Raw genomic sequence first — 26,157 nt, forward strand, 5'->3', positions numbered from 1 at the left:
GGAACCACAATGAGTGAAATGACTCAAACTGCCGAAGAGCAGCCAATTGATGAGTTGGTGGGCTGGGTCAAGCAGCATGATTTTTCATTAAACTTGCCACCAGAGCGCTTAGCATTTTTGATTGCTATCGCAGTACTAAGCAATGAAAGGTTCGATGAAGAGTTGGGCGAGGGTGAACTGCACGATGCATTTACCATCGTCACTCGACTGTTTGAAGATACTGGCGAAGCGTCCGCGTTTCGTGCCAACAATGCCATCAACGAGTTAGTTAAACAGAAGTTGATTAGCCGCTTTACCAGCGAAATCACCGATGGTGCGAGTATTTATCGCTTATCACCATTGGCGATTGGTATTTCAGATTATTACTTACGCCACCGTCAGTTCTCTAAGTTAAAACTGTCTATCCAGCTTTCTATGGTTGCGGACGAGATGGCAAAAGCCATTGAAGCAGCACAAAAAGGCGGAACTCCAGGACATTGGAGAAAGAATGTTTACGGCGTGCTCAAGTATTCTGTTGGTGAAATTTTCGATCAGATTGATCTTAACCAACGTGTTATGGATGAGCAGCAGCAAACCGTTAAACAGCAAATTGCCGACCTTTTAAACAAGGATTGGCGAGAGGCGATTAACAACTGTGAAACCTTGCTTTCAGAAACCTCGTCCACACTAAAAGAATTGCAAGACACCTTGCAAGCGGCGGGGGATGAACTGCAAACACAGATCCTCGATATTCAAGAAATTGTTTACGGTGACGATGAACTCGAGTTCGTTGGCGAAACCCTGTTCGGCTTGCAGATGAAGCTAGACCGAATCACCAGTTGGGGCCAACAAGCCATCGATTTATGGATCGGCTACGACCGCCATGTTCACAAGTTCATCCGTACCGCGATTGATATGGATAAAAACCGCGCCTTTAGCCAGCGCTTGCGTCAGTCAGTCACTGACTACTTTGATGCGCCTTGGTTATTGACCTACGCCGATGCTGAGAAGCTGACGGATCTTCGTGATGAAGCGCTCGTGCTTCGTGATGACGAAGTGATGGGACAAGCACCAATCGACGTAGAGTACGAAGAATTTGAGCAAGTAAATGACCTGCTTTCAGATCGAATTGCAGAGATGTTAAAAGCTCACAAACAGCAAGGCGCGCCAATTGATCTTGGCCTTGTGTTACGCGATTACCTCGCTGCACACCCTCGCACACACCATTTTGATTTAGCCAGAATTGTTGTCGACCAAGCCGTGCGCTTAGGTTACTCAGAGTCTGACTATCAGGCTATTCAGCCAGATTGGCAGGCAATTAACGATTTCGGTGCAAAGGTACAAGCAAATGTCATTAACAAGTACTGATGATTACATGCCAGAGAAACTGGTAAAAGCGATAGCGAACCCACTGTTCCCTGCGCTAGATAGCATGCTGCGTTCAGGTAAGCATGTTTCAACAGAAGACCTAGATAACCACGCGTTGCTGTCTGATTTTGAAGTTGAGCTCCAGCATTTCTATCAACGCTACAATACGGAATTGGTAAAAGCGCCGGAAGGTTTCTATTACCTGCGTCCGCGTTCTACGTCTCTGATTGGTCGTAGTGTGTTGTCTGAGCTCGACATGTTGGTTGGCAAGGTGTTGTGTTTCTTATACCTAAGCCCAGAACGTCTTGCTCATGAAGGTATCTTCACCAACCAAGAACTGTTTGATGAGTTGATGTCGTTAGCGGATGAGAAAAAACTCATGAAGCTAGCAACCAACCGTGCGTCTGGTTCTGACCTAGATAAAGAAAAGCTGTTCGAAAAAGTACGTACTTCTCTACGTCGCTTACGCCGTATCGGTATGTTGATTGCGATTGGTGAAACCGGCAAGTTCCGTATCAGCGAAGCGGTATTCCGTTTTGGCGCTGACGTTCGTGTTGGCGATGATATGAAAGAAGCGCAGTTACGTCTTATCCGTGATGGTGAAGCTGTGGTGCATACCCAAGAGCCTAACCAAGGTAGCTTGTTGAATGAAGAACAAGCGGAAGCCACATCAGAAGTAGATGCAGACGTAGACGAAAACGGTCAACAAGACATTTTTAACGATCAAGCTGACTTTGACCTTGAGTCAAATGCTGGCGAACAAACAAAAGTAGAAGGTGAAGCATGATTGAAAGAGGTAAGTATCAATCATTAACCATGGTCAACTGGAACGGCTTCTTTGCGCGTACTTTTGATATTGATGGATTGGTTACAACGCTTTCTGGCGGTAACGGTGCGGGTAAGTCGACCACAATGGCGGCATTCATCACAGCACTGATCCCTGACCAAAGCCTTCTGCATTTCCGTAACACAACGGAAGCGGGTAGCTCACAGTCATCTCGTGATAAAGGCCTTTACGGTAAGCTTCAGCCAGGCGCATGTTATGCCGCACTAGATGTTGTGAACTCTCGTAATCAGCGTCTATTGTTTGCAGTAAAACTGCAGCAAGTCGCGGGTCGTGATAAGAAAGTCGACATTAAACCGTTCGTTATCCAAGGCCTTCCAAGCCATGTGAAACCAACGGATGTGTTGATTCAGAACGTTTCAGACAGCCACGCTCGCGTATGTCAGTTGAACGACGTGAAAGCGGCGGTTGCACAATACGAAGGCACGCATTTTAAGGCCTTCTCTTCGATTGTTGATTACCACTCGCAAATGTTTGAATACGGTGTGGTACCGAAGAAACTACGTAACAGCAGCGACCGTTCTAAGTTCTACCGCCTAATTGAAGCATCACTTTACGGTGGTATCTCAAGTGCGATTACGCGTTCTCTGCGTGATTACCTGTTACCGCAAAATGGTGGTGTGAAGAAAGCGTTCCAAGACATGGAATCAGCACTACGCGAAAACCGTATGACGCTAGAAGCGATCAAAACGACTCAGTCGGATCGTGATTTGTTTAAGCACTTGATCACTGAATCTACGAACTACGTGGCAGCAGATTACATGCGCCATGCTAACGATCGTCGCAACAAGCTTGATCAAACCATGAAGTTCCGTGGTGAGCTGTTTGGTTCTCGTGAAACCTTGCTTGATCAAAACAACTTGTTGAACCGCGTTCAAGAAGAACTAGAGTTACTTGTCGATCAAGAATCAGCACTAGAGCAAGATTACCAAGCGGCTTCGGATCATCTGCAATTAGTTCAAACTGCACTTCGTCAGCAAGAGAAAATTGCCCGCTACAGCGAAGATCTAGAAGAGCTTAACGAGCGTCTAGAAGAGCAAATGATGGTGGTTGAAGAAGCTCAAGAGCGAGTACTTCTTGCTGAAGAGCAGGCAACCATCACTGAAGAAGAAGTGGATAGCCTGAAAACTCAGCTTGCTGACTACCAACAAGCGTTGGATGTTCAGCAAACGCGTGCACTTCAATACCAGCAAGCGGTTCAAGCATTAGAGAAAACTAAGCAGTTGCTTGGTGATGAATCTATTACGGCAGAAAGCGCACTAACTCTGGTTTCAGAGCTAAAAGCACAAGAAGAATCAAGCACTCAAACGCTACTGTCGACGAAGCATAAACTAGACATGTCTTCTGCTGCTTCTGCACAGTTCGACAAAGCGCTCGCTCTTGTTAAAAGTATTATCGGTGACGTTGAGCGTAAAGAAGCGTCTAGCAGCGCTAAGCAAGCTTTAGAAAAAGGCCGTAACGCAAAACACGTTGTTGAAAATGAACAGCAGTGGCGTGCTCAACACCGCGATATGGCTCGTGATGTGGCTCAGCAGCGTCAAGCAAAAGAGCTTGCGACTGAATACCAAAAGCAACACAACATCTCACTGACTGACGAAGCGGTTTTCGATGAAGAACGTGAACGTCACGCTATGCAGATCGAATCTCTTGAGTACGCTCAAGAAGAACTGCGTGAAGCGAAGAGTGAGCAACGTCGTGTGCAACAAAACCACGACCAAGAGATTCAAAAGCTTGAGTCCATTGCTCCAGCGTGGATCACGGCAAACGATGCGCTTGAAGCATTAAGAGATCAAACCGACGCTGAGCTAGAAGATAGCCAAGCGGTGATGACTCAAATGCAGCAAGTGCTTGAAGATGAGAAATCTCAAGCGGTAGCAAAAGATCAGTTGGCTACGCGCCGAGCTGAACTTGAGCAAGAGATTGAGCGTTTAGCTTCGCCAGGTGGCTCTAACGATCCTCGTTTGAAAGGTCTGGCGGATACGCTTGGTGGCGTGTTGCTTTCTGAGATCTACGATGACATCACGATTGGTGATGCGCCGTACTTCAGTGCGATGTACGGCCCAGCTCGTCACGCAATTGTGGTTTCTGATCTTGATGGTATTAAAGAGAAGCTGGTGGATCTTGATGATTGTCCAGAAGACCTTTACATCCTAGAAGGCGATGTCGACGCGTTTGATGACAGTTCATTTAATGCCGATGAGCTTGAAGGCGCAGTATGTGTTCAGCTGAACGATCGCCAAATGCGTTACTCACGTTTCCCTGAGATCCCACTGTTTGGCCGTGCGGCTCGTGAACAACGTCTAGAGAAATTGCGCGAAGAGCGTGACGTTGTTGTTGAGAACCACGCGAAAGCCGCGTTTGACTCTCAAAAGCTGAATCGTCTATATCAAGCATTCAACAGCTTTGTTGCGAAGCACCTGCACGTTGCGTTTAACGCAGACCCAGAACAAGCACTTGCTGCGATTCGTGATAAGCGTAATCAAATTGTTCGTTCTCTGGCTGAGCTTAACTCTAAAGAGCAGCAGCAACGTAGCCAGCTTCTACAAAGCAAGCAGGCACTCGGTGCGCTAGATAAATTAGCTCCAATGGTTCGTATTTTAGAAGACGAAACATTGGCTGAGCGCTTAGCTGAATTAGAAGCACAACTAGAACGTCTGAGTGAAGCTAAGTCTTACTTGAATACGCACGGCAAGGCGCTTGCTTCTCTAGAACAGATCGTATCTGCACTAGACGCTGACCCAGAGCAGTTCGAAGCTTTGGAAGCCGAATATCGTCAATCTGATAACGCGCTACAAACGCTAAAAGGCAAAGTGTTCGCACTGTCTGATCTGATTGAGCGTCGTCACTACTTTGCTTACGCAGATTCTGTTGATTTGCTTAACAAGAGCAGTGAACTGAGCGAGCAATTAAAAGCGAAACTGGTTCAAGCTGAACAAGCAAGAACCAAAGGCCGCGATGGTTTGAAGCAAGCTCGCGAACAGATGAACCAATACAACCAAGTATTGGCGGCACTGAAGAGCTCACATCAAGCGAAGCAAGAAACGGTTCAAGAGTTCAAACAAGAGCTACAAGAGTTTGGCGTAAACGCTGATGAAGGCGCTGAAGAGCGTGCTGTACGTCGTCGTGACGAGCTTCAAGAGCGTCTGCACACATCTCGCAGCCGTAAGAGCGAATACGAGCGTACGATTACGTCAACAGAACTTGAGATGAAAGCCCTAGCTAAGCGTCTTAAGAAAGTTCAGAAAGAGTACACAGAACTTCGTACTTTCGTTGTTGCAGCAAAAGCAGGCTGGTGTTCAGTACTTCGCTTAGCTCGTGAAAATGATGTTGAACGTCGTTTGCACAAGCGTGAACTGGCTTACCTAACGGCGGGCGAGCTTCGCTCTATGTCGGATAAATCACTGGGTGCGCTACGTCTAGCTGTAGCTGACAATGACGACCTACGTGATTCGCTGCGTCTATCTGAAGACAACGCACATCCAGAGCGTAAGGTTCTGTTCTATATTGCGGTTTACCAACACCTTCGCGAGCGTATTCGCCAAGACATCATTCATACGGATGATCCGGTTGAAGCAATTGAAGAGATGGAAGTTGAGCTCGCTCGATTAACAGAAGAACTGACGCAGCGTGAAAACCGCTTGGCGATCAGCTCTGAGTCGGTAGCAAGCATCATCAAGAAAACGATTCAGCGCGAGCAGAACCGTATTCGAATGCTGAACCAAGGGCTGTCGAACATCTACTTTGGTCAGGTTAAGGGCGTACGTCTGAACGTTAAGATTCGTGAAAGCCACGAGATCTTGCTATCAGGGCTAGCGACTCAGCAAGAGCAACACAAAGACTTGTTTGAATCAACACGCTTTACCTTCTCAGAAGCGATGGCGAAGTTGTTCCAACGTGTTAACCCACATATCGATATGGGTCAACGTTCTCCACAAGTTCTAGGTGAAGAGCTACTGGATTACCGCAACTACCTAGAATTAAGTGTTGAAGTTAACCGTGGTTCAGACGGTTGGTTACAAGCGGAATCGGGCGCACTGTCTACGGGTGAAGCGATCGGTACTGGTCAGTCTATCCTACTGATGGTTGTTCAGAGCTGGGAAGAAGAGTCTCGTCGACTTCGTAGCAAAGACATCGTTCCATGTCGTTTGTTGTTCCTTGATGAAGCAGCTCGTCTGGATGCGAAATCTATCTCTACCTTGTTCGAACTGTGTGACCGTTTAGGTATGCAACTTTTGATTGCAGCACCAGAGAACATTAGCCCTGAGAAAGGCACAACCTACAAACTGGTTCGTAAGGTCTTTAAAGATCACGAGCACGTACATGTTGTTGGCCTGCGCGGTTTTGCTCAAAACAAACCGGCATCCCCAGTTCAAGAGCTTATTGAAGAAGCTGAGCAATAACCTTGATAGCCGAGTCATAGCCTTGATAGCCGAGCAATAAGCTTGATAACTGAGTTATAAGCTCGAAAGCGACTCAATGATATTTGTACAAAGCCCCTAATCATTAGGGGCTTTTTTGTACCTTGAATCTAATTTCTTATTCCTTATTTCTACAGCAGAACACCTTCCGCCTAATTCTCTCGTCGATACTGATAGACCACTCATGCCTTATGGTTATTATCAATGGAACTTGTTTGAGGTCACACGCACAAAACCACAAATAATGTATGGTAATGACATAGATTTAATAATATTAATAATATTGTATTACTTAAATTTTAATTATTGATAACTCGCGTGTGCGAAAGGTAAAGGTAGGACTTAGGTATGATTCAAATCGTGATTGATGGGAAATATCGAATCGTCGAGCAAGGACAAACCGTTCTTGAAGCGGCAAAAACATGTGGTTTGGAAATCCCATCTTTATGTGGTTTGAACAAAACAGCGGATAAAGTGCCGTGTGATTTGTGTGTCGTTGAAGTTGATGGCGTTGGTGTTACTCGCTCTTGTGAGCTTGAAGTGTCTAATGGGTTGAATATTACCACTCAGTCAAAACAGTTAACGAATCATCGACAAGAAGCGTTGAATCGCATTATGACCGATCACTACGCTGACTGTGAGGCGCCATGCCAAACAGCCTGTCCTGCTGGGGTCGACATCCAATCTTACCTGCACCATATTGCTCAAAATGGTCACATCAAAGCGATTGAGGTGATCAAAAAGACATTACCAATGCCGCTTTCAATTGGTCGTGTGTGTCCTGCTTTCTGTGAAACCGAATGTCGTCGTAACTTGGTTGATGAATCCATCGCGATTCGCCAACTCAAACGACACGCTGCCGACGCGGATTTAGCGGCTCAAGAGAGCTACATGCCAGCTAAGAAACCGAATAAAGGCAAGAGTATTGCAATTGTCGGTAGTGGCCCCGGTGGGCTTACGGCGGGTTATTACCTATCTAACGAAGGCTATGATGTCAGTGTCTATGAGTCGATGCCGCAAGCGGGTGGTTGGCTGCGTTACGGTATCCCTGAATATCGCTTACCTAAGTCGATTCTAGATAAAGAAATCGAGTTGATGTGTCGCAACGGAATGGTGGTTGAGTGCGGTAAAAAACTCGGTGTTGATTTTACACTGTCTGATTTAAGTAACGATTTTGATGCGGTTTGTTTAGCCGTTGGTGCATCGCAAGCGGTCGAGATGAATTACCCGGGTAGCGAACTCGGAGGTTGTTATTTGGGTGTCGATTATCTGAAAGATTACGTGACCGACCAGCAGTACGTCACTGGTAAAAAGGTTGCCGTGATCGGTGGCGGTAATACAGCGATTGACTGTGCTCGAACCGCAGTTCGTGATGGCGCGGATACTACGCTGATTTATCGTCGTACTCGAGATGAGATGCCAGCAGAAGATTACGAAATCGAAGAAGCTGAACATGAGGGTGTGAAGTTCCACTTCTTAACCAACCCTGCAGAAAACATAGCCGATGAAAATGGTCATGTATCAGAAATACGATTAGAACGAATGGCTTTGGGTCCTGCTGATGCTTCAGGCCGCCGCAGCCCTAAACCAACTGGCGAGTTCTTTGTTGAAGCGTTTGATACGGTTATTGCTGCCGTGTCGCAAAAGCCTGATCTGAGCTTTATGGACAATGAAGCGATTGATATTCCTCTTACTCGTTGGAATACCGCAGATGCTGATCCACAAACCATGCATACCGGAACCGGAAATATTTTCAGTATTGGTGATTTCCGACGCGGCCCTGCAACCGCAGTCGAAGCGGTGGGGGATGGGCGTATTGCTGCACAAGCGATCGATCGCTTCTTCCATGGTGATATGGAAAATATTCCGGCTAAACCGTTTAACTCAAGAAAGCACAAACAGCTCAAAGCGGTGGATCCTGAGCAATACAAATCTATACAACGCATGGCGCGCAAGATCATGCCTGAGCTAACGCCCGAACAGCGTGAACAAAGCTTCGATGAAGTAGAAACAGGGTTTGATAATGCCGATGCAATCGCTGAAGCTGCAAGATGTCTAGAGTGTGGCTGCCAAGCTAATACAGATTGCGACCTACGAGACTACTCGACTGAATACAAAGCAACGCAAACCCATCCTGAATACAAAATCGATGTGGCTTCGAATGAGAGTTGGCAGGCGATTCGTGCTGAAGAAGCGAAGGTCGGGTTAACAAGACAAAAATTTTCGGTCGATGACAGTTCTGAGTTCATTATCTTTGACGCCAACCGCTGTATCAGTTGTGGCCAGTGTATCCAAGCCTGTCGCGAACAGAATGTTCATGGCGTTCTAAGCTTCATGAACCAATCCGATGGCAAACCTGCATCAAGACCCGAATGTCGCCCTAACTTTGGGGCGGACAAGACCTTAATGGGCGACTCAAACTGCGTTCAATGTGGATCGTGTATTCAGGCGTGTCCAACCGGTGCAATGGTGGATGCTCGCGACAGAAAGCAGGGAGACACAGACGTACTCAAGAAAGTCGATACCATCTGCACCTATTGCGGTGTCGGCTGCAAGCTAACCATGCATATCGATGAGCAGAAAAACAAAATCCGCTATATCGAAGGCGGAGACTCTCCGGTTAATGAAGGCATGTTGTGTGTTAAGGGACGATTTGGCTTCGATTTTGTGGGCAGCGATGCGCGTTTAACCACACCATTAATTCGTAAAGATGGCTGGTTGCAACCTGCAAGTTGGGATGAGGCAGTTAAGCTTATTGCCGAGAAGTTTACTGCGATTAAGCAAGGCTTTGGCAGTAACGCTTTAGCGGGGTTCTCGTCGGCGAAAACCACCAATGAAGATAACTATGCCTTCCAAAAATTCATACGTCGTGAACTCGGTACCAATAACGTCGATCACTGTGCGCGCCTTTGTCACGCATCTACTGTTACTGGTTTAGAGGCTTCGCTAGGTAGCGGGGCGATGACCAATGATATTCCAAGCATCAAGCACTCAGATGTGATCTTTATTATTGGCTCCGACACCACGTCAGCACACCCAATTATTGGCTCGCATATCAAGCAAGCTGTGAGACATGGTGGAGCGAGATTGATCGTTGCCGATCCAAAACGAATCGATATTGCTGACCATGCTGAACTTTATTTAGCGCACCGACCGGGTACTGATGTAATGTTGATCAATGGTGTGATGCAGCAAATCATCAAACACGGTTGGTACGACCAAGAGTATATCGAAGACCGTGTGGATGGCTTTGATACCTTGCTTCAAGAGGTAATGTCACCAAGTTATTCACTAGACAAAGTGGAGCTGGTAACTGGCGTTAAAGCGGAAGACATCTTCGCAATGGCGCGATTGATTGGTACAGCAGAGCGTACAGCGGTGTACTACTCGATGGGCATTACGCAACATACCACTGGTCACGATAACGTTCGATCAATCGCTAACCTACAGCTCTTGTGTGGCAATATCGGAATTGAAGGCGGCGGTATCAACCCATTACGTGGTCAATCCAATGTTCAGGGTGCGTGTGACATGGGCGCATTGCCAAATAACCTTCCGGGTTATCAGAAAGTGTACAACCCAATGGTTCGTCAAAAATTCGCGATGGAGTGGGGTGTTTCTGACCTACCGGCTGAAACAGGCTTAACGTTGACCGAAATTATTGATGGAGCGTGTCATCGAGATGTTCGTGGTCTGTACGTAATGGGCGAGAACCCAGTGCTGAGTGATCCGAACCAAGCGCATGTGATTGAAGGTCTTGAAGCGTTAGATTTCCTCGTGGTTCAAGATATTTTCTTAACCGAAACCGCTCAATATGCCGATGTGGTGCTACCGTCTTGCTCGTTTGCTGAGAAGTCTGGTCATTTTACTAATACCGAGCGTCGTGTTCAGCGTATTAACCCGGCGGTATTGCCTCCAGGTGAAGCGAAAGAAGATTGGGTGATTATCCAAATGTTGGCTAATGCGATGGGCGGCAATTGGGAATATGACTCGGTTGCTGATATCACCAATGAGATAGCGCGTGTCACGCCACAGTATGGTGGTTTACGTTGGGAGAACATTACGGTGAACGGCGTGCAATGGCCAAGTAATAAGAACAACCCTGATGGCACACGTATCATGCACCAGACCCAATTTACGCGTGGGCGTGGTCAAATGGAGGCGATTCCGTTTAGATACGCTGCTGAGCTACCGGATGCGGAATACCCGTTAGTATTAACGACAGGCCGTATTCTAGAACAGTTCCACACCGGAACCATGACACGTAAAACAAAAGGGTTGGATAACTTAGCAGGGCCGCGTGCCATGGTGAGTGTTCATGATGCTGAAGCGCTAGGTATCTCGAATGGTCAGATGCTTAAGGTCTCAACACGTCGTGGTGAAATCGAAATCGCGGCCTTTGTGACTAAACGAATGCAAAAGGGTGTGGTATTTATTCCATTCCATTTTGTTGAATCACCAGTTAACCGTTTGACTACCACAGCGACTGATCCACACGCGAAGATCCCTGAATTTAAGGTGGCGGCTGTGCGTATTGATCCTATTCGTGAGCCTGAGTGTGAAGTAACAGAGGCTTAATCATATTAGCTCGGTGAAGACGGCTGGCATTAAAAAGCCGCGTAACTCTCAGAGTTATGCGGCCTTTTTATCGAGCTAGATTCAGTATCAATAACTGAGTCGTTTCGCTTTGATTTAGATGAGCTTAGTTTTGAACAATTTCGCTACCGTGAACACCAAATTGCTTAGCAGCGTAGGCAACGCGCTCTGCTGGTTTTGGGTATTCAGCCGGTGTGCCCAGGTTTTCAATATGATGCAAGCGAGGTAATAAACCTGCGCCGTTTGCAATCTGTATTGCTAATCCAGGGCGAGCGTTTAGCTCCAGTACCATCGGGCCTTCTTCTTGGTCTAAAACCATGTCCGTACCCATGTAACCAAGGCCTGTCATTTCCCAAGCACTTGATGCAAGTGTCAGCAGCTTTTCCCAATGGGGTACTTGTAGTAGCGCCAACTCTTTACCCGTATCTGGGTGGTGAGTCACTGGGTGGTCAAATTGAACCGCACGAACGGCTTTACCCGTAGCGATACAAATACCTACGCCCACAGCACCTTGGTGCAAGTTAGCTTTACCATCAGAAGCCGAAGTCGATAGACGCATCATCGCCATTACAGGGTAGCCCTTGAATACAATGATTCGTACATCTGGTACACCCTCGTAACTGAAGCCGTCAAAACACTCGTCAAACTTGATGAGGTTTTCAACTACAGCAACATCGTTCTTACCACCGAGTGAGAAAAGACCCGCGAGAGCGTTACTGATGTGGCGCTCTACGTCTTCTTCATTGATAGTCGAACCCGATGGCTTGGTGTAAACGCCGTCCTTGTGAGAAGTCACAACAAGGATACCTTTACCACCACTGCCTTGAGCTGGCTTGATTACGAAACCCGGCCACTCTTTTACCATCTTGTGGATTGTTTTTACTTCAGCTTGATGACCAATCACGCCAATCAGTTTTGGTACAGTAGCACCAGCCTGTTCAGCAATGATCTTCGTCTTAAGCTTGTCATCAACGAGTGGATACTTGGAACGATCATTGTAGCGACCAATATAACTATGGTTACGCTTGTTCATTCCCATTATGCCTTTGTCTTTCAACCTAAACGGTGAAGTAAACTGATCAAACATAACTTAGTCCTCCGCTAGCGGTTTAAAGCGACGAAGCTCGGTTAGACGGTATCCTGTGTAGTTACCTAGTAGCAAGATGGTCGCTAGAATAACAAGTTGTAAACCAATAAAGTTAAACGTTAAGTGCTGAATGAACGGGTTAGTCATGCCTAAGTAAACAAGAACCGCAGTGAATAGAGAACCACCACCTTGCAGCATTACTTCTTTCGCGCCTTCTTCTTCCCATAGGATAGACATACGTTCGATAGTCCAAGATAGGATAATCATAGGGAAGAACGTAATAGATAGACCTTCAGTCAGACCCACTTTAAACGCGACTACAGTAAACACAGAGATAATCATGATTACCGTGATGATTACGGCGGATATCCTGGCTACCAAGAGCAAGTTGAGTTTGGACAAGTAACTTCGAATAATCAGACCCGTACCTACAATAAGCAGGAAGCCAACAATACCCGTTACCAGTTGTGTTTGTACAAAGGCTACCGCAATCAGTACTGGCATGAACGTACCAGACGTTTTCAGGCCGATGATGACACGTAGGAACACAACAATCAGAGCACCGATAGGAATCAGCATGATGGTTTTAAACATCGCTTGCTCTTCTAACGGTAGGCTGTGAATTGAAAGGTTTAACAGTTGATCAGCAGAGACTTTACTATTGGTTGCTTCCGTTGGTGAAACCTCTTGAGCAATCATAGAGAAGTGAACTTTACTGTTCTGACCGCCAACAACATCCAGTAGAGAAACGTTTGATTCGTCCCAGATGAGTAGGTTTGGTTGGACTTGTTGTTCGCTTGATTCAGGAGAGAATAGAACCCACTCGTCGTTATCCCAGATCTGAATCATGTTTTGAATCGACTGACGACGACGACCATCTTCTAGCTCGATAACACCAACCACTTTGTTGTGTATTTTCGCCGCTGAAAGTAGCTTGTGTGTCGCTTCCACTTTGGTCATGTTGTTCAGAATCAGCGCTGAGTTTTGGCTGTCTGGATCATTAAGTGTTTTGATGAGCTCACGGGTAAAAGTGATATTGTCTGCAGAACGTTTTGTCGCTCTATCAATCAATGCAAGAGAAGCCGCTTCTTCAGGGCCGTCGAAGCTTGGTTGCGAGACTTCACCTTCTGGTGCGATAGCATCAACTTTTGCTTGGTTGTCGACTAGGAATTGTGTTTTGTAGTAGATGGTTTGAGGGCCATCTGCGTATCGAATAGACCACTCTGCGCGGCGACCTGATTCGGTATTCAAGTAAGAGATACCGTAACCCGGCGATGAAGCCGATTCGCCGATAAGTGTGTAGTTAGACTGAGTATGAGGAGCCGCTAAGGAAACTTTTGCTTCTTTGCCTACTGCGTTGAACTCGATGCGAGCTTCAACGTCCCAAACCTGTCTGGTTTCCCCTGGAGTCCAAGGTACACCGTAGGTCGTATGTCTGAACATACTCAGTGTTATACCTGCCACAATAAGCAGGAATATAGAGATATAAAATGGAATTCTTGACGTCATAGCTTACCCTACTATTGTTATTTAACTTCCGTTTGTACGTACTTTTTACTTACATCTACTAGCGCTATGTCTTTGATAAATTCGCGCCCTAGTAACACAGGGTGACTCATTTGAGAGCGATCCGCCAATGTAAATTGCGCTTTTTCATGGATTTTTCCAACTTTCACCCATAATTCGATCACAGCTCGACGTTCTGCTTGATCATTGGTTGATTGACGGATTTTTACATAACGTACAACAGGCGCTTCAATCCATTTCTGGTCTTCTTTAGCTTGGGCTTTGTCGTCTAGGTGAAATTTAACCCAGTTCTTGCCGTTACGTTCGAATTCTTTGATATCGACAGCGTTTAAAGAAGAGGTGGTTGCACCTGTATCAACACGAGCATCAAAGCTTTGCTTGATAGAGTCGATAAACACTTTTTCGATGCCGCCAAGGATAGTCGGTTGTGATATAGGAGCGATAGGAGCAACGGCAATAGCGACCGGTTCCTCTTCCTCTAGCTCTTCAATAACCTTGTGTTCCATGCTCGTTAGATGGGTATCTAATTGACTAGAAAGGGTAGTAATTTCTTCTTCTAAGCTTTCAATATAGTCACTTTGATTGCTTAGTTGCAGTTCAAGATTTTGAACCTTATTTGCGATGTTTGTCTCTGAGCGGGAAATAGCGTCGAGAGTTTCTTGGTGGTAGGTAGCACCATTTGTAAGAGTACAACCAGAGAGCAAACCAACCGCCACAATAGGCGATAATCGCTTAAACATAAAAAAACCTTTGAGAATTAGAGAATAGTTCAGACTATTTAGAAGTTTAGCCCACAAAAAAGGATGCGTGAAGCATCCTATTGTAAGAGTCTGGTCATATTGAATCGCAATGTGAGCGCTACGCCAATTATTGCTATTTGGAATAGCTCACTTATTAAACACAAGTCAATTTTTGTTCAATTCTTAAGCTAAGGAAGCAAGGTTCACCGCGAAATTAACAGTGGCTTTTTGACCATGCAAGCAATTGTTTTGCTGCCTTAATAGGCTTGTGCTTTATTTACTCAATATGCCACTGCTTTGTGGGCAGTAAATCTATGGCTTTGTTGCTACCAGAATCGCACGTCTCGGTGCAGGGTGACCTTCAACCGTTTTACTTGGATCGTTCGGATCGAGGTAATCTGGAAGAGAGTTGTGTGTCATCCATTCTGTGGTGCGTTGTTCACCAATTGTCGTGACATTTTCGTCAACGATTCGTACGTCTTCAAAACCAACTTGTTCTAGCCAGCGTTTCAGTGCGCGAGCTGAAGGGAAGAAGTAGACGTTTCTCATTTGCGCGTAACGGTCAACCGGAACTAATACTGCGTTCTCATCGCCTTCAATCACCAAGGTTTCAAGAACCAGTTCACCGCCAGACACCAATTGGTCTTTCAGTTGAATCAAGTGGTCCAGTGGTGAACGACGATGGTAAAGCACGCCCATGCTGAATACCGTGTCGTAGGCTTCTAGCTTTGGGAGCTGCTCAATACCTAGAGGTAATAGGTGAGCTCGTTGGTCATCGCCCATCAACTTACGAATTGCTTCAAACTGAACCAAGAATAGGTGGGAAGGATCGATACCAACCGTTAAGCGAGCACCTTCACCCAGCATGCGCCACATGTGGTAACCATTGCCACAACCTACATCGAGAACCGAACGGTTTTTTAATGGAGATATATGTGGAAGCACACGATCCCATTTCCAGTCACTGCGCCACTCTGTATCGATATGGATGTCGTGAACCGTATAAGGACCTTTTCTCCACGGGTGGAAAGTCTTCAATAAGCTTTCTAGCTTTTTCAGTTCGCCTGTGTGGTATGGCGTAGAACTACCAATCGTCACTGAATTTTTCAGGTCAACTTGATCTGGCACGTCTTGTGGAATCTTGTTTAGTGCACGTAGCCAGCGGTCAAAGTCACCGTGCTCTGCATTTTGCCAATCGGTCAGTTGCTGTGGCAGGACATTTAGCCACGGCTGAAGGCGAGTATCTTGGGCAATAAGTTGATAAAAATTGGCAAAATTAAACATAGGTTTTCACTGAGTTGGTGGTGTAGAAATTAAATTTGTCACTCCATTAAGAGTGTGGACAAACATGCTAGGGAATCTCGTTTATCGTGTTTGATAAGAGATCCCCAATTCGTTTGTTCCTCGCTCTTGAGGATGACATTTTAGTACGTGCTAACGGTGTCGCGACGGTTACGTAATCTAAAATGTTTACTTTATCGCGAACATTGAACCAAAGTTGAAACATTGGAACCAGACTTCGCTGCTTGAGAAGCCAATCTTATCAAATCGCTCTCTGTGAACAGGGATCGAATCCGGGCGCATCACGTTTTCAATTGCGCTACGTTTCTGACTTACTTCTAGCTCGCTGTACCCGTTAGCACGTTTGAAATCATGGTGCAGGTCGATAAGCAGTTCATTTGAGCTTTCATCTTCGAATACGTATTTTTCTGACAGGATTAAGATCCCGCCTGGGCGCAGGCCAGCATGAATTTTCTCAAGCAGAGCGTATCGATCGTCTGGAGAAAGAAATTGCAGCGTAAAGTTAAGCACCACAACAGAAGCGTCTTTGATTTCCACTTCACGGATGTCGGCTTCAATCACTTCTACCGGTGTGTCACTGCGGTAAGCATTAACGTGCAATTTGCAGCGCTCAACCATGGCTTCTGAATTATCGATCGCGAAAATCGTGCAGCCTTCTTGCTGAATGTGACGACGCATAGAAAGTGTCGCAGCACCAAGCGAGCAGCCAAGGTCGTAAATATTTGAGTGTGGCTTTACAAAGCGCTCAGCCAGCATGCCGATTGCAGAGATGATATTGCTATAGCCAGGCACCGAACGTTGAATCATATCCGGAAATACTTCAGCAACCCTTGCATCAAAGGTGAAGTCTCCAATTTTATCAATAGGAGCGGAAAAGATATTGTCTGTGTTGCTCATAGCATTTTCTCTCGACAGTCAGCGTAATTGGCACAAAATTCATACCAAATAAAAGGGGACGTATTTTACGTAAAAAAAGCGCCACTGTCACGAAAACTGAGATTTAGCTCAAGGTTCGAAGTTGCTGATAGGTGATGGGTTAAAACATCGAGATTTGATTATTGCCTTTCTGAGCCGGAAACTGAGCCAGATCAGGTAATAATAATGATGTACTTTCAGACACTTGCTTTTGTAGCCTCTTATAAATAGCAATCGCAAGTTCAGGTGCGTGGTTATTGTCTGGGGTGTGGATCATTAAATAGGGCTGCTTGCCTTCATTAAGCCAGTTTGGGATTTTGGCAAACCAAGGCTTAAAAAACTCAATATTAGGTTCTTGGTCTGGGTGGCCAATAAATCGAATCATTGGGTTATTGGCGGTCGCAATGGCATGAACAGGAACACGGGGTTTTTTCTGGTGTGCATCGATCACCGCTTCTGTGGTTGGTGGCGCAGAAAAAACGGGGCGGCTGTCCATAATGATGCGATTGATGCCTTCCTCTACCAGCCATTGATTGAAGCGCTTTTCCGCATCGCCTTTATCAAAGAACCCCAAGTGGCGAACTTCGACGCCAAGCTGCATATCTTTTGGGAACAAGGTACAAAACTTTTGTAGGGCAGGCAGCATGCTGGGTTCAAAACTGTGTGGTAGCTGAATCGTCCATTGACCAATGCGATCATGCAGTGGCGACATAGTCATTAAGAACTCTTTGAGTTCTGCTTGGCAGTGCCTGAGTTGTTGCTGGTGGGTGATGAATTTAGGTAGCTTGAAAGTGAACTTGAAATCATCATGACTGGCGGCTTTCCAGTTATGAACTGTCGACATACTTGGCGTCGCGTAAAAGGTCGTGTTGCCCTCAACGGTATGAAAAACTTGCGCGTACTTCTCTAAGCGTTCAGCAGGCTTTGTTCCTTTTCCGTAGAACTGACTTTGCCACTCAGAATGAGACCACATGGTTAATCCAAGTCTTAGAGGTAAAGTGTCCATCGTTTTTGCACCATTGGTCATCACATTACTGCTTTTAATCGAAATGAAAATCTACTGTACGAGAGTTTTGCTGATTAAGGTACTTTCGAGATATAATTATCGCAATTTTTTCGGTTTTGATGAATCTTTGCGCACTTGATGGGCTAAAAAGCAGCAAAGCCAGATAAAACACAATAAATTCGAATGTGGAAGGTCGATTTTAAGCGAGTTTCCGCGTATAAATGTTCCTTTGCTCTGTTGTGTGGAATGACCACTGACAGCCTGGAAATTAGTAAATTATTAAGAGATTGGGAAATTCATTATGCGTACCCATTACTGTGGTAACCTGAACAAGTCCCTGGCGGGACAAACTGTAGAATTGTGCGGCTGGGTAAACCGTCGCCGTGATTTAGGCGGTCTTATCTTTATTGATATGCGTGATCGTGAAGGCATCGTTCAGGTTGTTGTCGATCCAGATATGAAAGATATCTTCCCGATCGCTAACCAACTGCGTAATGAATTCTGTATCAAATTTACTGGTGAAGTACGTGTTCGTCCTGATAGCCAAGTAAATAAAGACATGGCTACTGGTGAAGTAGAGCTTTACGCGACTGGTCTAGAGATCATCAACCGTTCAGAAGCGCTTCCACTAGACTTCAACCAAACGAACTCTGAAGAACAGCGTCTTAAGTACCGTTACATCGATCTTCGTCGTCCAGAAATGAGCGACCGTATCAAGCTTCGTGCACGTGCTTCTAGCTTCGTTCGTCGTTTCCTTGATGAGAACCTATTCCTAGACATCGAAACACCAGTACTAACGAAAGCGACACCAGAAGGTGCTCGTGACTACCTAGTACCAAGCCGTGTTCACAAAGGCAGCTTCTACGCACTTCCTCAATCTCCTCAGTTGTTCAAGCAACTGCTGATGATGTCTGGTTTTGACCGTTACTACCAAATCGTTAAATGTTTCCGTGATGAAGATTTACGTGCTGACCGTCAGCCTGAATTTACTCAAATCGATATCGAAACATCTTTCATGACTTCTCAAGAAGTACGTAACGTGACTGAGAAGCTTGTTCACGATATGTGGAAAGAACTTCTAGATGTTGAACTAGGTCAATTCCCAGTAATGCCTTTCTCTGAAGCGATTCGTCGTTTCGGTTCTGATAAGCCAGATCTACGTAACCCACTAGAGCTAGTGGACGTTGCTGACTTGGTTAAAGATGTTGAATTCAAGGTATTCTCTGGCCCAGCTAACGACGAAAAAGGTCGCGTAGCAGTTATCCGTGTTCCAGGTGGTGCTAAGCTAACTCGTAAGCAAATCGACGGCTACGCTGAACACGTAAACATCTACGGCGCGAAAGGCCTAGCTTGGATGAAGGTTAACGACCGTGCTGCAGGCATGGAAGGTATTCAATCTCCAGTTGCTAAATTCCTAAGCGAAGACGTAATCAACGGTATTCTAGATCGTACTCAAGCTGAATCTGGCGATATCATTCTGTTCGGCGCAGACAAAGCGGGCATCGTTGCTGAAGCAATGGGCGCACTTCGTCTTAAACTAGGTACGGATCTAGAGCTAACAGACACATCTGCATGGGCTCCACTGTGGGTTGTTGACTTCCCAATGTTCGAAGAAGACGGCGAAGGTAACCTACACGCAATGCACCACCCATTCACATCACCACTAGGTGTGAACGCGGAAGAGCTAAAAGCGAACCCAGCAGCAGCAAATTCTGATGCATACGACATGGTAATCAACGGCTACGAAGTAGGCGGCGGTTCTGTACGTATCCACAACGCAGAAATGCAAACAGCGGTATTTGGTATCCTAGGTATCGAAGCACAAGAGCAACAAGAGAAGTTCGGCTTCCTACTTGAAGCGCTTAAGTACGGCACGCCACCGCACGCTGGTCTAGCATTCGGTCTTGACCGTCTAGCAATGCTGCTTTGTGGTACTGAGAACATCCGTGACGTTATCGCATTTCCGAAAACAACAGCTGCAGCATGTCTACTGACAGACGCGCCAAGCCTAGCGAACCCAGCATCACTGGAAGAGCTAGCAATCGCAGTTAAACTAGCGAAGAAAGAAGACTAATCAAGCGATTAGCCTAACTTTCTACTGAAGCTTTGAGTTTTCGATAGAGCTAAATTTTGTAGTAGAACAATAAAATGCCCGTTAATTTGACGGGCATTTTTTTTTGCGTTCGATATACTAAGCTCATAAAGCATGTATAAATAATCAGTATTTGAAGTTATGTCTATTATCTTAGGGATTGACCCTGGCTCACGCATTACCGGTTACGGTGTTATTCGTCAAAATGGCCGCCACCTATATTACTTAGGGAGTGGTTGCATTCGCACCTCAGAAAAAGAGTTGCCGGGTCGACTCAAGCAGATCTATGCAGGTGTGAGCGAAATTATTACTCAGTTCCAACCGGATGTGTTTGCGATAGAGCAGGTCTTCATGGCTAAGAATGCAGACTCAGCGCTTAAGCTTGGGCAAGCTAGGGGCAGCGCGATCGTAGCGGCTGTAAATGCGGATTTGCCTGTTCATGAATACGCGGCTCGTTTAATCAAACAAGCGGTGACAGGCAATGGTGGTGCAGATAAGTCGATGGTTCAGAACATGGTGATGAGCATGCTTAAGTTACCCGCTAAACCACAGGCCGATGCTGCCGATGCTCTAGGCGTAGCGATCACTCACGCCAACACCAATAAAACCTTGGTAGCTCTTGCTGGTAAAGCGACAGGCGCGAGAAAAGGGCGCTACCGTTAATCCCATCCCTCTATTTTCTAATAGCTTGCATTACATGAGCCTTACGCCTCGTTTGGCTCAGTTCAAAACAATACGCCCCTAAATCCTTGATGAAATGAGATCTTTCGAACACAAACCAAATAATAACATTGCGCATCATTTAACATGTTATTAACATTGGTCAGAGGTCTAACAAGTTAATCAAGGATGATCACTGATGAACCCTATCAAGCTGTGGCGCGCGTTGTTTTTACCCAAAAGTAATGGGTGGAGTAACAACCAAGTCAGACAAGCCGATATCTTATTACTCTTTACCTTTATCGCCTTCTTTGTGGGTGTCTACAGCTTAATTAAATGGACAAAGCACGAAGAGCAACTTCTGATCACCACATCTGTATTCCTTATCGTGTTTGAACTGATCTCCGCACTGCTGTTGCGTGTTACCAGTAAACCCAGCCTTGCACTTAACTTTGGTTTTGTCGGGATGGCAGTACACGCTTTGAACATCATCTACCAAAGCGGTGGTGTGGTGGCGTCAACACAGGCTTATTGGGTGCCGTTGTTAGTGGTCGCTTTTTTCTTGTCGGGAACTCGAATTGTCGCCCTTGTATGGAGTGGGTTAGTGATTGGCGTTTCTTTGGTGATGACTTCAGCTCATCTTGATGGCTTTGAATTTCCGCAGTTAGTACTTACTCCGGAAGCGGTAGTGGTTGAAACGTGGTCTGGTGTGATCATGCCGATGGTGGTGATTTGCATTGCTCAAGCGTTTACCGCTAAGCAAAAAGAGGTGGCGATTGAAATGGCAGAAGATGCGATCTCGGAAAGCCAACAGATTGCCAATCAAGCGACGCAAAGTGAAGGTCGACTTTCTATTGTCCTAGACCAAGCTAACTCAAACTCTGAAAGCTTACAGGGCGTATCTGTCCATTTAGATCAGCAGTCTCAAGACCTGCATGCTCAAGTTGAAGTGTTGAACATCAATTGCGAATCTCAGGCGAGTGCAGCAGAACAGATGAGCCAACAACTGCATCAAATGACTCAAGGCATCGAAGAATCTAATTCATTTGTGGGTGAGCTAAAAGAGCGCAGCGAAGCGGTCGGAATGAAAGCGCAAAAGAGCTCAGAATCACTAGAAGCCTCAACCAGTGCAATCAGCCAGATCATTCAAAGTAATCAAGAAATCATGAAAGTCGCTGATTTGATTACCTCGGTTGCCGAGCAAACCAACCTATTAGCACTCAATGCAGCTATAGAAGCGGCTCGTGCCGGTGAGCAAGGACGAGGTTTTGCGGTAGTTGCAGACCAAGTGAGAGAGCTATCGGCGAAAAGCAGCCATTCCGCGATAGAAATTCGAACCTTATTAGACCGAAGTAAAGAAGAAGTGGAGCATGGCAGAGCCATCATTGAAACTACGGCCAATGAAATGAACGGCATTATCTCTGAGGTGCAAACCATCTCGACCGATGTTAATCAGCTCACCAATATTATGGCGATGCAGATGAGCTCATTGAAAGAACTCGATCTCGCCAGTTCAGAAGTGGCGCAGAGCGTTGCAGAAACCAAATCCGTGTCAAGTTTAGTCGCTAATTATGGTTCTGAACTGACCGGGCATGTCACCTCAGTAAAAGAACTGGTCGAAAGCTTAAACAGCGTGGTTTCCCAAGCTAAGCAAGCTTAAATAAATCATCCTAATAAACACAAAGAACTGGATAAGCATCCAGTTCTTTTATATTCTGTCCCTCAAATTATATTCCATCAAGAGAGTGAATTGTGATCGGACGTCTACGCGGTACATTAATAGAAAAACAGCCACCAGAATTACTAATCGAAGTGAGTGGCGTTGGCTATGAAGTTCAAATGCCAATGAGCTGTTTTTACGAATTACCAAACGTGGGCGAAGAGGCAATCATCTACACGCACTTTGTTGTACGTGAAGATGCGCAGCTACTTTATGGTTTTAACACGGTTAAAGAGCGTGCGCTGTTCCGTGAAGTGATCAAAGCGAACGGTGTGGGCCCTAAGCTAGGCCTTGGCATTCTTTCAGGCATGACGGCTAGCCAGTTTGTTCAAAGTGTTGAACGTGAAGACATCTCGACGCTGGTTAAACTTCCGGGTGTGGGTAAGAAAACCGCTGAACGTCTGGTTGTTGAAATGAAAGACCGCCTGAAAGGGTGGGGCGCGGGTGACTTGTTTACTCCAGCGACAGATGCAGCTCCGATTGATTCTATGCCAACCGTTCACGACGCGGAAGAAGAAGCGGTAAGTGCGCTACTTGCATTAGGCTACAAGCCGACTCAAGCTTCCAAGGTGGTTTCTCAAGTGGCTAAAGATGGCATGACCAGCGAACAGTTGATTCGCGAAGCTCTGAAATCGATGGTTTAATACCCAATATACTTGTTCGACAAAATAGACTCATTCACTTTGCCTTTACACAGAGTCAAGAAGCGCAGAGTCAACAAGAGCATAGTTAGGAATAGCAGAATTTATGATTGAAGCCGATCGCCTTATTGCACCGGATAACCCAGTATTCAAAGATGAAGATGTCATTGATCGTGCAATACGCCCTAAAGCACTGGCTGACTATCAAGGTCAGGATCACGTTCGTGGCCAGATGGAGATTTTCATCAAAGCGGCACAACTGCGTAACGAGGCGCTCGACCATCTGTTGATATTTGGCCCTCCAGGCTTGGGTAAAACCACGTTGGCGAACATTGTTGCCAATGAGATGGATGTCAACATTCGTACGACTTCAGGCCCTGTTCTAGAAAAAGCAGGCGACCTAGCGGCGTTACTGACCAATCTCGAAGAAAATGATGTCCTGTTCATTGATGAGATTCACCGTTTAAGCCCTGTGGTTGAAGAGGTGTTGTACCCTGCAATGGAAGACTACCAATTAGATATCATGATTGGTGAAGGCCCAGCGGCACGCTCTATCAAGATTGACCTTCCTCCTTTTACTTTGATTGGCGCAACCACTCGTGCTGGCTCACTGACATCGCCGTTACGTGACCGTTTTGGTATTACTCAGCGTCTTGAGTACTACAAGGTTGAAGATCTACAAAACATCGTTCAGCGCAGTGCAGATTGCCTTGGTCTTTCTATGGAGTCCGAAGGGGCGCTAGAAGTTGCTCGCCGAGCTCGTGGTACGCCACGTATTGCTAACCGTCTACTGCGCCGTGTTCGTGATTATGCGGAAGTAAAAGGCGACGGGCATATTTGTCCGGAGGTTGCTGACAAAGCGCTAAACATGTTGGATGTCGATGCTAAAGGTTTCGACTACATGGATAGAAAGCTTCTGCTGGCGATTATGGAGAAGTTTGGTGGTGGTCCGGTAGGTATCGACAACATGGCTGCCGCGATTGGTGAAGAGAGAGACACTATTGAAGATGTGTTAGAACCTTACTTGATTCAACAAGGTTACCTACAAAGGACGCCAAGAGGTCGAATCGCGACCGACAGAGCGTATTTACACTTTGGAATAGATAAACCCTCCAATCGTTAAATTATTCATTTTTAAAGATCCCAGTTGCATAAGCGCTGGTTTTTTTTGCTTTTTACTGAATAACAACTCTTTGAGCGAGTCGATAAAAAGATCGAAAAGGGAGCTTCAAAAATGGAAACTTTGATTTCAGGTTTGATTTAGATAACAGGAAATGAAATAAGTTGTCATATTTTTTGTTAATACTTTATAGATAGTTGTAATTCGGATGTTGAGGCGGTGTTGAGCATTTGTCACAGATATCATGCGCTGTTATTAAGACAAGCATAATTGGTGTGATTTTAATCATAATTGTACAAAAATAACTCTAATTTGCTCAAATAAATTTGATACAAATCAACGCAGGGTTCTCCCATAAACCTTTTGAAACATACTGATTTTACCAGTAATATTAGCGCCAGCTATATTAGCTCATGCTTAACAATAATCTAACTATAACGGTACGTTTTTGCTACAAATTTCAATTTGTAATAACAATTACATAAATTGTTTTAACATGGATTTTTGCGGTGAATAATCACACAAGTGTCATTCAGCCGACACAAAGGAGTTACCATGATTGATGTTGTTGATCTGTCGCGATTGCAGTTTGCATTTACAGCGATGTATCACTTCCTATTTGTTCCACTGACTTTAGGTATGGCATTTCTACTTGCCATTATGGAGTCAGTTTATGTAATGACTGGCAAGCAAATTTACAAGGACATGACCAAGTTCTGGGGTAAATTGTTTGGTATTAACTTTGCTCTTGGTGTAGCGACAGGCTTAACCATGGAGTTCCAGTTTGGTACTAACTGGTCTTACTATTCTCACTATGTTGGCGACATTTTTGGTGCTCCGCTAGCTATCGAAGCGCTTGTTGCATTCTTCCTAGAGTCTACTTTTGTTGGCCTATTCTTCTTCGGTTGGGACAGACTGTCAAAGCGTCAGCACTTAGCGGTAACTTGGTTAGTAGCACTTGGCTCTAACTTCTCTGCGCTTTGGATCTTGGTAGCAAACGGCTGGATGCAAAACCCAGTGGGTGCGGAATTTAACTTTGAAACTATGCGTATGGAAATGGTGAGCTTCGCTGAAGTTGTACTAAACCCAGTAGCACAAGTTAAATTCGTACACACAGTAGCTTCTGGTTACACAACGGGTGCAATGTTCATCCTTGGTATCAGCTCATACTACATTCTTAAAGGTCGTGACCTTGCCTTTGCTCGTCGCTCTTTCGCGATTGCAGCGTCTTTCGGTATGGCGGCGATCTTGTCAGTAATCGTACTAGGTGATGAATCTGGTTACGAGCTTGGTGAAGTTCAAAAAGTGAAGCTCGCTGCTGTAGAAGCGGAATGGCACACTGAAGAAGCACCAGCCGCATTTACTGTTTTTGGTATTCCAAACCAAGAGACAATGAATACTGACTACGCAATTAAAATTCCTTACGTAATGGGTATCATCGCAACGCGTTCGCTTGATACTGAAGTAACGGGCCTACGTGACCTACGTGATGACCACGTTGATCGTATCCGTACTGGTATGTACGCGTACGAGCTGCTTGAAAAGCTACGTGCAGGCGATAAGTCTGAAGAAAACATGGCTGCGTTCGACGAAGTGAAAGGTGACCTAGGTTACGGCTTGCTTCTTAAGCGCTACACAGACGACGTTGTTGATGCAACTGAAGACCAAATCCAAATGGCTGCGGATGATTCTATCCCAACAGTTTGGCCTCTATTCTGGTCATTCCGTCTGATGGTTGCTTGTGGCTTCATCATGCTGTTTGTATTCGGTGCTGCGTTTGTTCAAACGTGTCGTCAGAAAATCGAACAGAAACCATGGGTACTTAAAGCTGCGCTATTCTCAATCCCACTTCCTTGGATTGCGATTGAAGCAGGTTGGTTCGTTGCTGAGTTTGGTCGTCAACCATGGGCGGTTGGTGAAATCCTACCGGTTAACGTTGCTGCATCAGCACTGACTATTGAACAGCTTTGGACTTCTCTATTCGCTATCCTGGCACTTTACACAGTGTTCTTGATTGCTGAAGTTTACCTAATGCTGAAATTCGCACGTAAAGGTCCAAGTAGCTTGAAGACAGGCCGTTACCACTTCGAACAAAACGATAACTCTGTTGAAGACAAAGTTAGCCGTTCAGTTGAAGTATAA

16 protein-coding genes are annotated in these 26,157 nt (G+C 45.7%); 10 read left to right on the forward strand and 6 right to left on the reverse strand.

Annotation, left to right across the window (positions count from 1 at the left end):
* Positions 1-9: 9 nt before the first annotated feature.
* The 4 genes from mukF to fdhF all read left to right on the forward strand — a co-directional run bounded on the left by mukF (position 10) and on the right by fdhF (position 11,187).
* Complete coding sequence (gene mukF, locus AB4482_RS08080; RefSeq protein ID WP_017055049.1) at positions 10-1,347, forward strand: chromosome partition protein MukF; 1,338 nt, start codon at positions 10-12, stop codon at positions 1,345-1,347.
* A complete protein-coding gene (gene mukE, locus AB4482_RS08085) occupies positions 1,328-2,134 on the forward strand; it encodes a chromosome partition protein MukE (RefSeq protein WP_017067527.1) in 807 nt (268 codons plus the stop codon). The genes mukF and mukE overlap by 20 nt, the downstream gene beginning before the upstream one ends.
* Complete coding sequence (mukB, locus tag AB4482_RS08090; protein WP_372180772.1) at positions 2,131-6,591, forward strand: chromosome partition protein MukB; 4,461 nt, start codon at positions 2,131-2,133, stop codon at positions 6,589-6,591. The genes mukE and mukB overlap by 4 nt, the downstream gene beginning before the upstream one ends.
* A 366-nt stretch (positions 6,592-6,957) precedes the next feature.
* Positions 6,958-11,187: a formate dehydrogenase subunit alpha gene (gene fdhF / locus AB4482_RS08095; protein ID WP_372180773.1), complete on the forward strand. Its 4,230-nt coding sequence runs from the start codon at positions 6,958-6,960 to the stop codon at positions 11,185-11,187.
* 124 nt (positions 11,188-11,311) lie between these two features.
* Here the strand turns inward: fdhF and AB4482_RS08100 are convergent, their stop codons facing one another.
* From AB4482_RS08100 to AB4482_RS08125, 6 genes are all read right to left on the reverse strand, one after another.
* Entirely contained in the window at positions 11,312-12,292 is a 981-nt protein-coding gene (locus AB4482_RS08100; protein WP_029235672.1) for an alpha-L-glutamate ligase-like protein, read from the reverse strand.
* Between the two features lie 3 nt (positions 12,293-12,295).
* Positions 12,296-13,801, reverse strand: coding sequence for an inactive transglutaminase family protein (locus AB4482_RS08105; protein ID WP_029235905.1), 1,506 nt, complete (start codon positions 13,799-13,801; stop codon positions 12,296-12,298).
* A gap of 17 nt (positions 13,802-13,818) precedes the next feature.
* Positions 13,819-14,559, reverse strand: a complete 741-nt coding sequence (locus tag AB4482_RS08110; RefSeq protein WP_372132234.1) for an ATP-dependent zinc protease — start codon at positions 14,557-14,559, stop codon at positions 13,819-13,821.
* A 312-nt stretch (positions 14,560-14,871) separates the two neighbouring features.
* Positions 14,872-15,843 carry a tRNA 5-methoxyuridine(34)/uridine 5-oxyacetic acid(34) synthase CmoB gene (gene cmoB, locus AB4482_RS08115; RefSeq protein ID WP_017062084.1) on the reverse strand — a complete coding sequence of 324 codons (972 nt, stop codon included), beginning with the start codon at positions 15,841-15,843 and terminating at the stop codon, positions 14,872-14,874.
* A 186-nt stretch (positions 15,844-16,029) separates the two neighbouring features.
* Complete coding sequence (gene cmoA, locus AB4482_RS08120; RefSeq protein WP_017062083.1) at positions 16,030-16,758, reverse strand: carboxy-S-adenosyl-L-methionine synthase CmoA; 729 nt, start codon at positions 16,756-16,758, stop codon at positions 16,030-16,032.
* A gap of 139 nt (positions 16,759-16,897) precedes the next feature.
* Positions 16,898-17,803, reverse strand: coding sequence for a DUF72 domain-containing protein (locus AB4482_RS08125; protein ID WP_372180775.1), 906 nt, complete (start codon positions 17,801-17,803; stop codon positions 16,898-16,900).
* A gap of 280 nt (positions 17,804-18,083) precedes the next feature.
* On the opposite strand from AB4482_RS08125, the gene aspS reads away from it, so the two are divergent.
* The 6 genes from aspS to cydA all read left to right on the forward strand — a co-directional run bounded on the left by aspS (position 18,084) and on the right by cydA (position 26,157).
* On the forward strand, positions 18,084-19,856 hold the full coding sequence (gene aspS, locus AB4482_RS08130) for an aspartate--tRNA ligase (protein ID WP_065585130.1): 1,773 nt from the start codon (positions 18,084-18,086) through the stop codon (positions 19,854-19,856).
* Between the two features lie 159 nt (positions 19,857-20,015).
* Positions 20,016-20,537, forward strand: coding sequence for a crossover junction endodeoxyribonuclease RuvC (ruvC, locus tag AB4482_RS08135; RefSeq protein WP_004736470.1), 522 nt, complete (start codon positions 20,016-20,018; stop codon positions 20,535-20,537).
* A 196-nt stretch (positions 20,538-20,733) separates the two neighbouring features.
* On the forward strand, positions 20,734-22,194 hold the full coding sequence (locus AB4482_RS08140) for a methyl-accepting chemotaxis protein (protein ID WP_372073332.1): 1,461 nt from the start codon (positions 20,734-20,736) through the stop codon (positions 22,192-22,194).
* Between the two features lie 92 nt (positions 22,195-22,286).
* Positions 22,287-22,898, forward strand: a complete 612-nt coding sequence (gene ruvA / locus AB4482_RS08145) for a Holliday junction branch migration protein RuvA (RefSeq protein ID WP_017062079.1) — start codon at positions 22,287-22,289, stop codon at positions 22,896-22,898.
* A gap of 103 nt (positions 22,899-23,001) precedes the next feature.
* Positions 23,002-24,018: a Holliday junction branch migration DNA helicase RuvB gene (gene ruvB, locus AB4482_RS08150; protein ID WP_017062078.1), complete on the forward strand. Its 1,017-nt coding sequence runs from the start codon at positions 23,002-23,004 to the stop codon at positions 24,016-24,018.
* Positions 24,019-24,570: 552 nt separating this feature from the next.
* Complete coding sequence (cydA, locus tag AB4482_RS08155; protein WP_017062077.1) at positions 24,571-26,157, forward strand: cytochrome ubiquinol oxidase subunit I; 1,587 nt, start codon at positions 24,571-24,573, stop codon at positions 26,155-26,157.

This window comes from Vibrio sp. 10N.222.55.C7 (assembly GCF_041473335.1).
GTDB classification, from domain to species: Bacteria; Pseudomonadota; Gammaproteobacteria; order Enterobacterales; family Vibrionaceae; genus Vibrio; species Vibrio crassostreae_C.

Bases quoted from the DNA above. Each gene is read 5' to 3' on its own strand.
- AB4482_RS08100 (WP_029235672.1), bottom strand. From the start codon at position 12,292: ATGTTTGATCAGTTTACTTCACCGTTTAGGTTGAAAGACAAAGGCATA.
- mukE (WP_017067527.1), top strand. From the start codon at position 1,328: ATGTCATTAACAAGTACTGATGATTACATGCCAGAGAAACTGGTAAAA.
- ruvB (WP_017062078.1), top strand. From the start codon at position 23,002: ATGATTGAAGCCGATCGCCTTATTGCACCGGATAACCCAGTATTCAAA.
- AB4482_RS08140 (WP_372073332.1), top strand. From the start codon at position 20,734: ATGAACCCTATCAAGCTGTGGCGCGCGTTGTTTTTACCCAAAAGTAAT.
- mukB (WP_372180772.1), top strand. From the start codon at position 2,131: ATGATTGAAAGAGGTAAGTATCAATCATTAACCATGGTCAACTGGAAC.
- ruvC (WP_004736470.1), top strand. From the start codon at position 20,016: ATGTCTATTATCTTAGGGATTGACCCTGGCTCACGCATTACCGGTTAC.
- cydA (WP_017062077.1), top strand. From the start codon at position 24,571: ATGATTGATGTTGTTGATCTGTCGCGATTGCAGTTTGCATTTACAGCG.
- AB4482_RS08125 (WP_372180775.1), bottom strand. From the start codon at position 17,803: ATGACCAATGGTGCAAAAACGATGGACACTTTACCTCTAAGACTTGGA.
- fdhF (WP_372180773.1), top strand. From the start codon at position 6,958: ATGATTCAAATCGTGATTGATGGGAAATATCGAATCGTCGAGCAAGGA.
- aspS (WP_065585130.1), top strand. From the start codon at position 18,084: ATGCGTACCCATTACTGTGGTAACCTGAACAAGTCCCTGGCGGGACAA.
- AB4482_RS08105 (WP_029235905.1), bottom strand. From the start codon at position 13,801: ATGACGTCAAGAATTCCATTTTATATCTCTATATTCCTGCTTATTGTG.
- cmoA (WP_017062083.1), bottom strand. From the start codon at position 16,758: ATGAGCAACACAGACAATATCTTTTCCGCTCCTATTGATAAAATTGGA.
- cmoB (WP_017062084.1), bottom strand. From the start codon at position 15,843: ATGTTTAATTTTGCCAATTTTTATCAACTTATTGCCCAAGATACTCGC.
- mukF (WP_017055049.1), top strand. From the start codon at position 10: ATGAGTGAAATGACTCAAACTGCCGAAGAGCAGCCAATTGATGAGTTG.
- AB4482_RS08110 (WP_372132234.1), bottom strand. From the start codon at position 14,559: ATGTTTAAGCGATTATCGCCTATTGTGGCGGTTGGTTTGCTCTCTGGT.